This window comes from Streptomyces glaucescens (genome assembly GCF_002154375.1).
Classification (GTDB): Bacteria; Actinomycetota; Actinomycetes; order Streptomycetales; family Streptomycetaceae; genus Streptomyces; species Streptomyces glaucescens.
In genome coordinates this window covers 17,506-31,101 of the sequence record NZ_MUND01000058.1, presented here as the reverse complement: position 1 = coordinate 31,101, position 13,596 = coordinate 17,506, and the positions used below count along the sequence as shown (strand labels likewise).

Below are 13,596 nucleotides of genomic sequence, written 5' to 3'. Positions count from 1 at the left end.
TTGCTTTCCCGCTCGCCGTCCTACTTCTGCGCCCGTACCGGAAGGTCCAGGATCACCTGCGTGCCGCGCTCCGGAGCCGGGACCATGTCGAAAGTGCCGCCCAACTCCCCCTCGACCAGCGTCCGCACGATCTGCAGGCCCAGGTTGCCGGAGGTGCGCGGGTCGAAGCCGGGTGGCAGGCCGACGCCGTCGTCCTGGACGGTGACCAGGAGGCGGGCCTCCTTCGAGGTGCCGCCGCGGACCGCCGAGACCTCCACGGTGCCGGTGTCGCCCTCCCGGAAGCCGTGCTCCAGGGCGTTCTGCAGCACTTCGGTCAGCACCATGGACAGCGGGGTGGCGACCTCGGCGTCGAGGATGCCGAAGCGGCCGGTGCGCCGGCCGGTGACCTTGCCCGGGGAGATCTCGGCGACCATGGCCAGGACGCGGTCGGCGATCTCGTCGAACTCCACCCGCTCGTCCAGGTTCTGGGACAGCGTCTCGTGAACGATCGCGATCGAGCCCACACGCCGTACGGCCTCTTCGAGCGCCGCGCGGCCCCGCTCCGACTCGATCCGCCGGGCCTGGAGGCGCAGCAGGGCGGCCACCGTCTGGAGGTTGTTCTTCACCCGGTGGTGGATCTCCCGGATGGTGGCGTCCTTGGTGATCAACTCGCGTTCGCGTCGGCGCAGTTCGGTGACGTCCCGGAGCAGCACCAGGGAACCGATGCGGGTCCCCTTGGGCTTGAGCGGGATCGCCCGGAACTGGATCACCCCGTCCTTGGCCTCGATCTCGAACTCGCGGGGCGCCCATCCGCTGGCCACCTTGGCCAGTGCCTCGTCCACCGGTCCGCGGGTGGGGGCCAGTTCGGCGGTGGTCCGGCCGAGGTGGTGGCCGACCAGGTCGGCGGCGAGGCCCATGCGGTGGTAGGCGGAGAGGGCGTTCGGCGAGGCGTACTGGACGATGCCGTCCGCGTCGAGCCGGATCAGGCCGTCGCCCACGCGGGGCGAGGCGTCCATGTCGACCTGCTGGTTGGCGAAGGGGAAGGCGCCGGCCGCGATCATCTGGGCGAGGTCCGAGGCGGACTGGAGGTAGGTCAGCTCCAGTCGGCTCGGGGTGCGCACGGTGAGCAGGTTGGTGTTGCGGGCGATGACGCCGAGGACGCGCCCTTCCCGCCGTACGGGGATCGACTCGACCCGGACGGGGACCTCCTCGCGCCACTCCGGGTCGCCCTCGCGCACGATCCGGCCCTCGTCGAGCGCCACGTCCAGCATGGGGCGGCGGCCACGGGGGACCAGGTGGCCGACCATGTCGTCCTGGTAGGAGGTCGGGCCGGTGTTCGGCCGCATCTGGGCGACGGAGACATAACGGGTGCCGTCGCGGGTGGGGACCCAGAGGACCAGGTCGGCGAAGGAGAGGTCGGAGAGCAGCTGCCACTCCGAGACCAGCAGATGCAGCCACTCGAGGTCGGAGTCGTCGAGGGCGGTGTGCTGGCGGACCAGTTCGTTCATGGAGGGCACGGGTGCGAGCGTACCCGGGGGTCTGTACGGCACTGAAATGTGCGGCCTCGGGCGCTGCCGTACGGCCCCGCACGGGCCCGGAGACACCCGCGGGCCGCGGCGCCTGGGAGGGACCCTCAACCCTCCCGGCACCGCAGCCCGGAGCAATATCGGCCGTGGGGTGTGCGGTCCCGGTCGGCCGAAGGATGAGGAGCCGGGGCAGTCAGGGCAGAGAGCTCCGGTTCCTCGGTCCGTCTTCCTGTGCGGGGAAGACGGATGCTGGTTCCCACGCATGGTCCTGCCGTTGCGGGACTACCGCACAGCAAGTTCCATGACGGCGGTCTGCAACGATTGTGGACTAGACCACTCCACGTGTCCATGCGTCGGAAGCGTTTGTTGTCTGAAGACCAGTGCGGCACGGGGCCGACAGCCGTTTCCCGGCCTTGGGAAGCCTAACCCGCCCCGGTCATCCGCGGGGCCAAACAGACATGGCAATTTCCGCGAGCGCTTCGAGTTCCGCCCGGCTCGCGCCGTCGCGCGCCTGCTGGGACATGCCCTGGATCATGGCCCCGGTGTGCCGGGCGAGCGCCGCCGCGTCGGTGCCGGGCGGCAACGCCCCTGAGGCGATGTCCGCTCTTATCCGGCTCTCGAACGCCGCGATGTTGGCGTTGCGCCGCTCCCGCAGGGACTGCTCCACCTCCGGGGTGGTGCAGTTGGTCGCCGCGTGGACGACGAGGCAGCCGTGCGGGCGGCCGGGGGCGGTGTACTCGGCGGCGGCCTCGCGCAGGGTGCGCTCGACGGCGGCCCGGGCGGTGGGCTCCTCGGCGAGGGCGCGCCCGGCGAACGAGCCGTACCGCACGCCGTACACCTGCACGACCTCGTCGAACAGGGCCCGCTTGTCGCCGAACGCGGAGTAGAGGCTGGGGGCACCGATACCCATGGCGCGGGTGAGGTCGGAGACGGACGTGGCCTCGTACCCGTGCTCCCAGAAGGCCATGATCGCCTTCTCCAGGGCGGTCTCCCGGTCGAAGGAGCGGGGCCGGCCTCGGCCCCGCTGCCCGGCGGCCGACGGGCTCCGCGCCTTGTTCTCCTGCGCGCTCACCATGGAGTGCATTTTATAGCGGACGCTAGACAAATGACAGAGCCTTGCTCTACGGTCATTTCTGTATCGACCACTAGCAAATTGCGGAGGGGGCGTCGGCATGGGTGCGCTGAGCGGTAGGACGGCACTCGTCACGGGGGCGAGCAGGGGGATCGGGCGCGGGATCGCCGAGCGGCTGGGGCGCGACGGTGCGCGCGTCGCGGTGCACTACGGCACGAACGAGGCGGCGGCGAAGGAGACGGTCTCGGCGATCGAGGCGGACGGCGGCTCGGCCTTCCCGCTCGGTGTGGAACTGGGGCGGCCCGGAGACGCCGAGGCGCTGTGGGCCGAGTTCGACCGGCACGCGGACGGCGTGGACATCATCGTGAACAACGCGGGGATCGGCACCGCGCCGGCCCTGGAGGAGATCGACGAGGCGGAGTTCGACCGGGTCTTCGCGGTGAACGTGAAGGCACCCCACTTCATTGTCCAGCACGGCCTCCCCCGGCTCCGCGACGGCGGCCGGGTCGTCAACATCTCGTCGGGGCTCGCCCGCACGGCGGTGATGCCGGACAAGATGGCCTACGCGATGACGAAGGGCGCCCTGGACGTCTTCACCCGGGACCTGTCCAAGGTGCTCGGCCCCCGGGGCATCACGGTGAATTCGGTGGCTCCCGGCATCATCGACACCGACAACACGGCCGCGCTCCTCGGCACGGAGGAAGGGCGGGCCCAGGCCGCGGCGATATCGGCGCTCGGCCGGGCGGGCGTGCCGGCGGATGTCGCGGACGTGGTGGCGTTCCTCGCCTCCGACGGCGGCCGGTGGATCACGGGCAGCTGGGTGGACGCGACGGGAGGGTCGCTGACCTGAGCCGGTGGGGCCGGTGGGGCCTGTGGAGAGGCGTCAGCGGGTCTCCGTCACCTTGGCGAGGGCGCGGGGGGCGTCCGGGTCCTGGCCGCGGGCGATGGTGACCTCGTAGGCCAGCAGCTGGAGCGGGACGATCTCCAGGATCGGCTGCACCTCCTCGGCGACGCCCTCCGTGGGCAGCACGAACCCGGCCGACGCTTCCTCGACCTGACGCCTGGGGCCGAAGACGACCAGATCGGCGCCGCGCCCGCGCAGCCGGTCCAGCACCGGCTGGAGGGCCTCGCCGCCCCGGCCCTCGGTGACGACGGCGATGACCGGTGAGACGTTGTCGACCATGGCGAGGGGGCCGTGCAGCAGATCGGCACCGGAGTACGAGAGGGCGGGGATGTAGCTGGTCTCCATCAGCTTCAGCGCGGCTTCCTTGGCCGTGGGGTAGCCGTAGCCGCGCGAGGTGATGACCATGCGTTCGGCGAAGCGGTAGCGGCCGGCGAGGGCGCGCACCTCGTCCTGCCGGGCGAGCAGCTGCTGGACGAGACCGGGCAGCGGCTGCGCCGCGGTGCCGTCGCCGCCGCGCAGGCCCTCGACGAACAGGTAGAGCGCGAGGAGGGAGGCCGTATAGGTCTTGGTCGCGGGCAGCGCCTTCTCCGGCCCGGCCAGGATGTCGAGGTGGTACTCGGCGACGCCGGCCAACGGCGAGTCGGGGTTGTTGGTGACGGCGAGGGTGATCGCACCGGCCTGGCGGGCGGCCCGGGTGGAGGCGACCAGGTCCGGGGAGCCGCCGGACTGACTCACCGTGATCACCAGGACGTCGGTGAGGTCGGGACGGGCGCCGTAGGCGGTGATGGTCGACATGGAGGTGAGACCGCAGGGCAGACCGAGACGGATCTCCACGAGGTACTTGGCGTAGAGGGCCGCGTTGTCGGAGGTGCCGCGGGCGGTGAGCAGCACGAAGCGGGGTTCGCGGGCGGCGATCTCCTGGGCGACCCGGCGGATGTCCGGGGCGCCGCCCTCCAGGATCCGCCGCAGCACGGCCGGCTGCTCGCCCATCTCGCGGGACATGATCCGGCCGGGCGCGTCGGTGCGGCGGGCCGGTGGAGTGGCGGTCATGGGGCCTCCGGAGGTGACATGGGTGCAGCTCCCATTCCACTCCGCCGCGCGACGGCGCGCCCGCTCACGGCGGATCTCCGGGGCAGAGCGGGGGACGGCCGAACGGGCGGGGCGCGGTGACGTACGGCCGCCGGACGAGTGGCACGGCCGGGCGGCACGGATGGTGCGATCCCTGGCGTTCATCCCGCCGTCACGCCTGCGTCGAACGGCCCGCGACACCTGGGACGGGCACCCCCGCTCTGTTAGATTGGTCTAAACCACATGGCCCCTCCCGGGTGCCTTCGAGTCCCTCTTCAGATCGGCAGGCCCAGCGTGGAAGTTGTCATCGTTCCGGACGCACAGGCCGGCGGCGAGCTGATTGCCGAGGCCATGGCTCAGCTGCTCCGGCGCAAGCCCGACGCCCTGCTCGGTGTGGCCACCGGCTCCACGCCGCTGCCCATCTACCAGGCCCTCACGGCCAAGGTGCGCTCCGGGGCCGTGGACGCCTCGCGCGCACGGATCGCCCAGCTCGACGAGTACGTCGGGCTGCCCGCGTCGCACCCGGAGTCGTACCGTTCCGTGCTGCGGCGCGAGGTGCTGGAGCCGCTGGGGCTGTCGATGGACGCGTTCATGGGACCCGACGGCGAGGCGGAGGACGTCCAGGCGGCCTGCGAGGCGTACGACAGGGCGCTCGCCGAGGCCGGCGGGGTGGATCTGCAGCTGCTCGGGATCGGCACCGACGGGCACATCGGGTTCAACGAGCCCTGCTCCTCCCTCGCCTCGCGCACCCGGATCAAGACGCTGACCGAGCAGACCCGGGTCGACAACGCGCGCTTCTTCGAGGGCGACATCGACCAGGTCCCGCACCACGTCATCACCCAGGGCATCGGGACGATCCTGGAGGCGCGGCACCTGGTACTGCTGGCCACCGGGGAGGGCAAGGCCGACGCGGTCGCCGCGACGGTGGAGGGGCCGGTCGCCGCGGTGTGTCCCGCCTCCGCGCTGCAGCTGCACCCGCACGCCACGGTCGTCGTCGACGAGGCCGCGGCGTCCAAGCTGAAGCTCGCGGACTACTTCCGGCACACGTACGCCAACAAGCCGGAGTGGCAGGGGATCTAGGGGGCGTCCGGCGATTCCCGCCTGCCCCGCGACGCCGGGCACGCACGCTCGGCGGGAGGGGCCGGGCGGGTGGCGGTCAGCAGCCAGGCGGTGCCGCGCAGCCGGAGCGCGCCGTGCGTCTCGTACGGCCGGAGCCGGTCGATGAGGCGGCTGCGGACGCGGTCCCGGGTGCCGGGATCGACGCGCCCGAGGAGGTGGCGGCCGGGGCCGGAGTCGAGCAGGAAGCCGGCCGCCTCGGCGGCGTCGCTCCCCCAGGTGCCGTACGCCTGCACGTGCTCGGCGCGCACGTCCGCGAAGCCGGCGGCGGTGAGCAGTCCGGTCGCGGTGCCGGCGTCGGAGAGCGAGAACATGCCCGGTCCGCCGGGCGCGCCGAAGCCCTCCATCGGCAGGAGGTCGCCGAGCGCGGTGAGGGCCCGCAGCCACTCGTTGCCCTCGGGTTCGGCGGCGCAGAGGAAGGCGATGCGTCCGCCGGGGCGCAGCGCGGTCGCGATGTTGGCGAACGCGGCGACCGGGTCGGCGAAGAACATGATGCCGAAGCGGCTGATCGCCACGTCGTGGGAGCCGGGGGCGAAGGGGTGGACCTGGGCGTCGCCGTGCAGGAAAGCGATGTTGGCGGGCCCTTCCTGCTCCGCCCTGGCCCGGGCGCGCCCCAGCATGGGGGCGGAGATGTCCACGCCGAGGGCGTGACCGTCCCGGGACGGAGCGGCATCGTCGGACTCGCCGGCCGCCGCTCGGGCGGCGAGCCGGGTGGTGGCTCCGGCCCCGCAGCCGATGTCGAGGACGCGGTCGCCGGGACGGATGGCGGCGGCGTCGAGCAGGAGCTGACCGAAGCCGGCGTTGACGGCGTCCCAGCGGTCCTGGTGGGCGGCCCAGTGGGACCCTTCGTAGCCGTTCCATGCCTGCGCCTGTGCGGTGTTGGCGATGCCGTGCATATGCGGTGACCTCCCGCGCGAGTAGTCCGACCGCCTAGAATGGGCGTCCGCCCAACGTACGGGCACACGCCCGCACTGGCAATGGGCAATCGCCCATACTGCAACGGCCGGGTCTCTGGAGGAACTTGATGTCACCGCGTGGAGTCGCGATTCCGGATCTGCGGGAGCGCCTTTTCGACGCCGCGGAACGGGTCGTGGCCCGGGACGGCGCCGCCGCCCTCACCAGCCGGGCGGTCACACACGAGGCCGGCTGCGCCAAGGGGGTGCTGCACACCCACTTCACGGGCCTCGACGAGTTCGTCGCCGACCTCGTGCTCGACCGGTTCGCGCGCGCCTCGGCCCTCGCGGCGGCACTGCCGGCCCGGGCGGGCACGGGCACGGTGGCCGGCAACCTCATGGCCGTGGCGTCGGCCGTGCTGTCCCTGGATCCCGGCGTCGTGGGACTGGCCGTCACCCGTCCGGCCGCGTCCCGGCGGATCCGGGAGGCGTGGCGGGCGGGCGCCCCGGGGTTCGACGTGGTCCAGGCATCGGTCGACGGCTACCTGAGGGAGGAGCGGCGGCTGGGGCGGGTCGGCACCGGGGTCGACCCGCAGTCCGTCGCACTCGCCCTGGTGGGGACGCTGCATCACCTGCTGATGACGGACGGGGCGGACGCACCGGATGCGCGGGACCGGGTCGAGCGGCTCGTCCGTGCCCTCGTCGCCGTGCCCGTGCCCTGACCCCGCCGCTCGCCGTGTCCGTGCCCGTGCCCTGACCCCGCCGCTCGCCGTGCCCGTGTCCGTGCCCTGCCCCTGCCGCGCATCGGGTCCCGCGCCCGCCGCGCGGAAGGGCGCCGGCCACCTTCTTCAGGTGACCGGCGCCCTCGACACCGCGACGAGGCCCGCGGAGACTGCCTGCGCAGGCAGACCGACGGCCACCCCGCCCACCCAGGTACGCGGGGAACCGCGCGACCAGCCACGCCCCACCCGCAGCCGACCGACGACAGAACCCGGCGCGGCCCTGCCGGCACCGCGGCCGAGGCCCTTCGCGCCGCGGCCGAGGTCTTCGGCGTCGTGCCGGCAACGCCCCCCGACGCACCGGCCCGCGCCACGCACCGCCCAGGGCCCGGTGGCGGGCCCTGGGCGCGGCGGCTACGCGCCCGCGATGATCTCCGCCGCCGCGCGTCCGCACACCCGGGCCGCGCCGTGGGTGGCGATGTGCAGGGCGCCTCGGGCCGGGGCCTGGGGGACGCCCATCTCGACCACGAGGGTGTCGGGGCGGGCGGTCAGCAGGGTGTCGAGGGCCGCAGCCATCCAGGGATGGCGGTGTTCGTCGCGCACGACGGCGACGATGCGGCGTTCACCGGCCGCCGCGAGGGCCGAGCCGCCCGCGTCGGGGCCGGTGAAGGTGCCCGCCTCGGTGCCGGGGAGGAGCCCGGCGAGTTCGGCGGCCACACCCCAGGGGGTCTCGTCGCCGACGGCGATGTTGGCGACCGGGGTGAACGCGGCCACGTACGGCGCCTCGGTGAGCGGGGTGAAACCGTCCGCGCCGGTGGTCCGCACCGCCCGCCGGGCCGCGGTGAGTCCGACGTCACCGGAACCGTCCCGCCCGGCTTCGGTGGCGGCCCCCGCCGTCCAGCGGGCCAGTTCCCGGACCCGGCGCGCCGCGTCGGCCAGCCGTTCCTCGGCGAGTTCACCGGAGCGTACGGCGGCGACCAGGGCGTCGCGCAGGCGGCGTACCGTCTCGTCGTCGGCGAGCCCGCCGCCCACGCAGATCGCGTCGGCGCCCGCGGCGATGGCGAGCACGCTGCCGCGTTCGATGCCGTAGGTGGCGGCGATGGCCTGCATCTCCATGCCGTCGGTGACGATCAGGCCGTCGTAGCCGAGTTCGCCGCGCAGCAGGTCGGTGAGGATGCGGCGGGACAACGTTGCCGGGCGGTCCCGGTCCAGGGCGGGGACCAGGATGTGGGCGCTCATCACGGCCCGGGTGCCGGCCGCGATGGCGGCGCGGAAGGGGGCCAGTTCACGGTCGCCGAGCACCACCGGGTCCACGTCGATGCGGGGCAGCGCGTGGTGGGAGTCGACGGCGGTGTCGCCGTGGCCGGGGAAGTGCTTGGTGCAGGCGGCGACACCGGCGGACTGCAGGCCCGTCACGTATGCCGCCGTGTGCCGGGCGACCAGGTCCGGGTCGGCGCCGAAGGAGCGGACGCCGATCACCGGGTTGCCCGGGTTGGAGTTGACGTCCGCCGAGGGGGCCCAGTTGAAGTTGACGCCGCAGGCGGCGAGGCGGCGGCCGAGTTCACGGGCGACCTCGCGGGTCAGCTCCACGTCGTCCACGGCGCCCAGCGCGTGGTTGCCGGGGAAGGAGGAGCCGGTGCCCACCTCCAGGCGGGTGACGTCGCCGCCCTCCTCGTCGATGGCGACCAGGACGTCGTCCCGTTCGGCGCGCAGTTGCGCGGTGAGCGCGGCCAGTTGTTCCGGGGAGGAGATGTTGCGCCCGAACAGGCCCACCGAGGCGAGGCCTTCGCCGAGGCGGCGCAGCAGCCAGTCGGGGGCGGTGGTGCCGGTGAAGCCGGGCTGGAGGACCGTCAGCGCGTCCCGGGTCAGGGTGTCGGTTTCGCTGGCGAATGTCGTCATCGAGGGGGTTATCCCTTCACGGCGCCGGCGGTCAGGCCGCTGACGGCCTTGCGCTGGAGGAAGACGAAGAGGATGAGGATCGGGATCGCGAAGAGCGAGGAGGCCGCCATGGTGGCGCCCCAGTCGTCGCCGAAGGCGCTGCGGAAGCTGGACAGCCACAGCGGCAGCGTCTGGGACTCGGCCTCCTTGTTGAGGATCAGCACCAGCGCGAACTCGTTCCAGGCGGTGATGAAGCCGAACAGCGAGGTCGACATCAGTCCGGGCGCGAGCAGCGGCAGGATCACCCGGCGGAAGGCCTGGACGCGGGTGCAGCCGTCGACCATGGCCGCCTCCTCCAGCTCCTGCGGGACGGCGGCGACGAAGCCGCGCAGCGTCAGGATGGTGAAGGGGAGGATCATCATCATGTAGAAGAGCGTCAGCGGGACCAGGCTGTTCAGCATCGACGCGTCCCGGACGATCATGTACATCGCGATGATCATGACTTCCCAGGGCGCCATCTGCGCCAGCATGAAGCCGATGATGAAGCCGCGCCGCCCCTTGAACCGCATGCGGGCCAGGGCGAAGGAGCCGGCGAGCGCGATGATCAGGGAGAAGACCACCGCGAGGATCGTCACCGTCAGCGAGTTGGTGACGTACGTCCAGAAGTGGTCGACGCCGGTCGCGGTCCTGAAGTGCTCGAAGGTGACGTCGGTCGGGAACCAGACCGGGTCCTCGGAGATGATGTCGCCGGTCGGCTTGAAGGCCGTGGCGAACATCCAGTACACGGGGAAGACGAAGCCGATGAACAGGACGACGGCCGTGGCGTTGGGCCACAGGCGGCCGAAGAGCGAGCGCTTCACAGCTCGTCCTCCTCTTGCTTGAGCACGATCCGCAGGTAGTAGGCGGTGAGGCCGAGCAGGATCAGGATGGTCAGGACGGCGATCGCCGCGCCCATGCCGTAGTGCTGGTTGCCGACGCCCTCGATGTAGGCGTAGACGGGCAGGATCTCGGTGAGCCGGTCGGGCCCGCCGCCGTTGATGGTGAAGACCTGCACGAACGCCTTGAAGATCCAGATGATCTCGAGGAAGGTCGTCGCGTAGAGGAAGGGGCGCAGGAAGGGCAGGGTGACCGTGGTGAAGCTGCGCCAGGCGCCCGCGCCGTCGAGGGAGGCGGCTTCGTAGAGCTCGGTGGGGATGGTGGTCGTCGCGGCGTAGAGGTTGATCGCGACGAACGGGATGGACTGCCACACGATCAGCACGGTGACGACGAAGAACGTCGACATCTGGCTGCTGGTCCAGCTGTAGTCGGCCATGGAGTGCCAGCCGAGCTTGTCCAGGACCCAGTTGACGACGCCGAAGCGCTGGGCGAACAGCCACTGGTAGACGGTGGACGCGGCGACCACCGGCATCGCCCAGGCGAGCACCAGGCCGACCATCAGGGTGAAGCGCATCCGCTTGCCGAGGCGGGCGAGCAGCAGGCCGACCAGGGCGCCGAGGAGCATCGTCAGGACGACGTTGACCGCCGTGAACAGGATCGACCGGAGGGTGACCCGCCAGAAGTCCTCGCCGGTGAGGACCTCCTTGTAGTTGTCGACGCCGTTCCACTCGGTGACGTGCTGGATCAGCTGCGCCATGTTGAGGTTCTGGAACGACAGCAGGACGTCCTTGACCAGCGGCCAGCCGAGCAGCAGCACGGTGGCCGCGCAGGCCGGCAGCAGCAGGAGGTAGGGGCCGAGCGCGCCGGCGCGGGACGCGGCTCGCTGGGTGGGCCGGCCGGATCCCACGACGTCCGCCCCCTTGCGGACGTCCGCCGGGCCGGAGGGCGGCCGTTCGGTCTGCACGGTCATGCTCGCCATCTCTTCTCTAGACCTACGACTGTTCGCGGGGCGGGGGCCCTGGCGCGTGTCCGCGTGCGGCCCCCGCCCTCGGCGAGCGCCTTACTGCTGCTGTGCCAGGCGCTTGTTGAACTCGTCCTCGACCTGCTTGGCGGCCTGGGCCGGGGACTTACCGTTCAGCACCGCGGTCATGTAGGTCTTGACCGGGTTGGGAGCGTTCTCGACCGCGGCCCACTCCGGGATCAGCGGCGTGGTGCCACCGCCCGCGGCGGCCGGGGCCATGGCCTCGGCGGCCGCGTTGCCCTTGACGTTGCCCTGCAGCGACTCCTTGTTGGGGATGACGCCGTTGAGCTTGGCCAGCTGGCCCTCGTACTGGTCGGACAGGGCGATCTTCAGGAACTCCTTGGCCAGTTCCTGCTTCTTGCTGCCCGCGGCGACGGCGAGGTTGGAGCCGCCGAGGAAGACACCCTCGGGCTTGCCGGCCGTGGCACCGGGGATGGTGAAGTAGCCGATCTCCTTCTCGATCTTCGGGTTGGCCTCGATGGCGATGCCGGCTTCCCAGCCCATGCCGATGAAGGCGCCGACGTTGCCCTTGCCGAAGACCTCGCCCTGCTGCGGGGTGGCCTCGTCCTTGTCCTTGGGGGCCTTGGAGAGGGACTGGAACTTCTTGTACGTCTCCATGGCGGCGGCGACCTTCGGGTCGGCCAGGTTGGAGACGTACTTGTCGCCGTCCTTCTTGACCAGTTCGCCGCCCTCGCCGACGACCAGGCCGACGAAGTGGTACCAGTTCTGGCCGGGCAGGTAGATCGGCTCGGCGTCGGTCTTGGCGTCGATCTGCTTGAGGTCGGCGTAGAACTCGTCGCGGGTCTTGGGCAGGTCCTTGATGCCGGCGTCGGCCCAGACCTTCTTGTTGTAGATGACGACGCGGTTGGCGAAGTACCAGGGGGCCGCGTACTGCTTGCCCTCGTACACCGAGGAGTTGTTGAGCGACTCGGTCCAGTCGGCGCCGATCTCGGCCTTGAGGTCCGCGAGGTCGGCGAGGCCGCCGGTCTTGGCGTAGGCCGGGGTCTGGGTGTTGCCGATCTCGAAGACGTCCGGCGGGTTCTCCTCCGACAGGGCGGTGGTCAGCTTCTGCTGGATGCCGTTCCACTGCTGGATCTCGAACTTGACCTTGGCCTTGGTCTTCTTCTCGAAGGCGGCGGCCACGTCCTTCTGCCACTGGTCCGGCGAGGAGCCGTCCATGACCCAGACGGTCAGGGTCTGGCCCGCGTAGCCGTCCGCCCCGGTCTTGCCCTCGTCGCCGCCGTCGTCGCCGCCGCACGCAGCGAGCGAGATCATCATGCCCGCGACACCGATCGCGGATATCAGCTTGCGCTTCACGCCACCCTCCTCAGGGATGCCACAAACCCCCCTGCTCCCCGCGGTGAACCGACGTACCGCCCATGGGGCCGGGACCTGGACCAATGGTGTAGACCAGTACCGGGGAGCTTGGCCCAGACCAAAAGGTGTGTCAAGGGTCTGAAGTACGGCCCGACCAGCCGTTATGGGACCTACATATGCAGGAACCTTTAAGTAACAACCCGACGAAAACAGGGGCCGCACCCGTCATACTCGGGTAGACCACTTCAGCGTGCTGGACTAGACCAACGCAGGCCGCGACGGTATACAGAGGGGATCACGGAGCGTGCCGACGACACCTCTACGGAGCCCGGAAGGCGGAGCATGAGCACCGACGTCAGCAGTGCGGAGAACGAGAGCGGGGCGACCGTCCGTACCGCGCGCGTGCCCAAGTACTACCGCCTGAAGAAACACCTGCTCGACATGACGGAGACGCAGGCACCCGGCACCCCGGTCCCGCCCGAGCGCACGCTCGCCGCCGAGTTCGACACCTCGCGCACCACCGTGCGCCAGGCGCTCCAGGAGCTCGTGGTCGAGGGCCGCCTGGAGCGGATCCAGGGCAAGGGCACCTTCGTCGCCAAGCCCAAGGTCTCCCAGGCGCTCCAGCTCACCTCCTACACCGAGGACATGCGCGCCCAGGGCCTGGAGCCCACCTCGCAGCTGCTCGACATCGGCTACATCACCGCCGACGACCGGCTCGCCGAGCTGCTCGACATCACCGCCGGCGGCCGGGTGCTGCGCATCGAGCGGCTCCGCATGGCCAACGGCGAACCGATGGCCATCGAGACCACCCACCTGTCCGCCAAGCGCTTCCCCGCGCTGCGCCGCTCGCTGGCCAAGTACACCTCCCTCTACACCGCGCTCGCCGAGGTCTACGACGTCCACCTCGCCGAGGCCGAGGAGACCATCGAGACGTCGCTGGCCACCCCGCGCGAGGCCGGCCTGCTCGGCACGGACGTAGGCCTGCCGATGCTGATGCTCTCCCGCCACTCCCTGGACCGCGAGGGCAAGCCGGTGGAGTGGGTGCGGTCGGTGTACCGGGGCGACCGCTACAAGTTCGTGGCCCGGCTGAAGCGGCCCGCCGACTGACCGGCCGGCGGGAAAGGGCCCCTTGTCAAGGTTTCCGCTGGTCTCGGCGACCGTGCTGCGACCGATATGCGGACGAGGGGTTCCGTCTGCGCCATTCCCTGACCTAGATTTCCCGCACAT

General features: G+C 71.4%; 12 protein-coding genes. 4 read left to right on the top strand and 8 right to left on the bottom strand.

Annotated elements, in window-relative coordinates:
* Positions 1–20 precede the first annotated feature (20 nt).
* Both CCN42_RS04690 and CCN42_RS04685 read right to left on the bottom strand, forming a co-directional pair.
* Entirely contained in the window at positions 21–1,487 is a 1,467-nt protein-coding gene (locus tag CCN42_RS04690; RefSeq protein WP_086168694.1) for a sensor histidine kinase, read from the bottom strand.
* Between the two features lie 454 nt (positions 1,488–1,941).
* The gene (locus CCN42_RS04685) at positions 1,942–2,580 is read right to left on the bottom strand and encodes a TetR/AcrR family transcriptional regulator (protein ID WP_086733218.1); all 639 of its coding nucleotides are present in this window, start codon (positions 2,578–2,580) and stop codon (positions 1,942–1,944) included.
* Between the two features lie 97 nt (positions 2,581–2,677).
* Here CCN42_RS04685 and CCN42_RS04680 point away from each other — a divergent pair, with 97 nt between their 5' ends.
* Positions 2,678–3,427, top strand: coding sequence for an SDR family oxidoreductase (locus CCN42_RS04680; RefSeq protein WP_086733196.1), 750 nt, complete (start codon positions 2,678–2,680; stop codon positions 3,425–3,427).
* A gap of 33 nt (positions 3,428–3,460) precedes the next feature.
* Here CCN42_RS04680 and CCN42_RS04675 read toward each other — a convergent pair whose 3' ends face one another.
* Positions 3,461–4,531, bottom strand: a complete 1,071-nt coding sequence (locus CCN42_RS04675; protein WP_086733195.1) for an SIS domain-containing protein — start codon at positions 4,529–4,531, stop codon at positions 3,461–3,463.
* Positions 4,532–4,843: 312 nt separating this feature from the next.
* On the opposite strand from CCN42_RS04675, the gene nagB reads away from it, so the two are divergent.
* Positions 4,844–5,629: a glucosamine-6-phosphate deaminase gene (gene nagB / locus CCN42_RS04670; protein ID WP_086168691.1), complete on the top strand. Its 786-nt coding sequence runs from the start codon at positions 4,844–4,846 to the stop codon at positions 5,627–5,629.
* On the opposite strand, the gene CCN42_RS04665 is transcribed toward nagB, so the two are convergent.
* The gene (locus CCN42_RS04665; RefSeq protein WP_086733194.1) at positions 5,626–6,561 is read right to left on the bottom strand and encodes a class I SAM-dependent methyltransferase; all 936 of its coding nucleotides are present in this window, start codon (positions 6,559–6,561) and stop codon (positions 5,626–5,628) included. The two genes, nagB and CCN42_RS04665, sit on opposite strands and share 4 nt — an antisense overlap.
* A gap of 128 nt (positions 6,562–6,689) precedes the next feature.
* Here CCN42_RS04665 and CCN42_RS04660 point away from each other — a divergent pair, with 128 nt between their 5' ends.
* A complete protein-coding gene (locus CCN42_RS04660) occupies positions 6,690–7,280 on the top strand; it encodes a TetR family transcriptional regulator (RefSeq protein WP_086733193.1) in 591 nt (196 codons plus the stop codon).
* A gap of 411 nt (positions 7,281–7,691) precedes the next feature.
* On the opposite strand, the gene CCN42_RS04655 is transcribed toward CCN42_RS04660, so the two are convergent.
* The 4 genes from CCN42_RS04655 to CCN42_RS04640 form a co-directional block, all read right to left on the bottom strand.
* Entirely contained in the window at positions 7,692–9,176 is a 1,485-nt protein-coding gene (locus CCN42_RS04655) for a glycoside hydrolase family 3 protein (protein WP_086733192.1), read from the bottom strand.
* 8 nt (positions 9,177–9,184) lie between these two features.
* Positions 9,185–10,015 carry a carbohydrate ABC transporter permease gene (locus tag CCN42_RS04650; protein WP_086733191.1) on the bottom strand — a complete coding sequence of 277 codons (831 nt, stop codon included), beginning with the start codon at positions 10,013–10,015 and terminating at the stop codon, positions 9,185–9,187.
* Positions 10,012–11,001: a carbohydrate ABC transporter permease gene (locus CCN42_RS04645; protein WP_086733217.1), complete on the bottom strand. Its 990-nt coding sequence runs from the start codon at positions 10,999–11,001 to the stop codon at positions 10,012–10,014. Before CCN42_RS04645 ends, CCN42_RS04650 begins: the two co-directional genes overlap by 4 nt.
* Before the next feature lie 90 nt (positions 11,002–11,091).
* On the bottom strand, positions 11,092–12,369 hold the full coding sequence (locus CCN42_RS04640) for an extracellular solute-binding protein (protein ID WP_086733190.1): 1,278 nt from the start codon (positions 12,367–12,369) through the stop codon (positions 11,092–11,094).
* A 342-nt stretch (positions 12,370–12,711) separates the two neighbouring features.
* Here CCN42_RS04640 and CCN42_RS04635 point away from each other — a divergent pair, with 342 nt between their 5' ends.
* Positions 12,712–13,476 (top strand): GntR family transcriptional regulator, encoded by a 765-nt coding sequence (locus CCN42_RS04635; RefSeq protein ID WP_086168834.1) that lies wholly within the window; start codon positions 12,712–12,714, stop codon positions 13,474–13,476.
* The last annotated feature ends 120 nt before the right edge of the window (positions 13,477–13,596 follow it).

Coding starts and splice junctions, on each gene's coding strand:
- CCN42_RS04690 (WP_086168694.1), bottom strand. CDS start 1,487: ATGAACGAACTGGTCCGCCAGCACACCGCCCTCGACGACTCCGACCTC.
- CCN42_RS04685 (WP_086733218.1), bottom strand. CDS start 2,580: ATGGTGAGCGCGCAGGAGAACAAGGCGCGGAGCCCGTCGGCCGCCGGG.
- CCN42_RS04680 (WP_086733196.1), top strand. CDS start 2,678: ATGGGTGCGCTGAGCGGTAGGACGGCACTCGTCACGGGGGCGAGCAGG.
- CCN42_RS04675 (WP_086733195.1), bottom strand. CDS start 4,531: ATGACCGCCACTCCACCGGCCCGCCGCACCGACGCGCCCGGCCGGATC.
- CCN42_RS04665 (WP_086733194.1), bottom strand. CDS start 6,561: ATGCACGGCATCGCCAACACCGCACAGGCGCAGGCATGGAACGGCTAC.
- CCN42_RS04660 (WP_086733193.1), top strand. CDS start 6,690: ATGTCACCGCGTGGAGTCGCGATTCCGGATCTGCGGGAGCGCCTTTTC.
- CCN42_RS04655 (WP_086733192.1), bottom strand. CDS start 9,176: ATGACGACATTCGCCAGCGAAACCGACACCCTGACCCGGGACGCGCTG.
- CCN42_RS04645 (WP_086733217.1), bottom strand. CDS start 11,001: ATGACCGTGCAGACCGAACGGCCGCCCTCCGGCCCGGCGGACGTCCGC.
- CCN42_RS04635 (WP_086168834.1), top strand. CDS start 12,712: ATGAGCACCGACGTCAGCAGTGCGGAGAACGAGAGCGGGGCGACCGTC.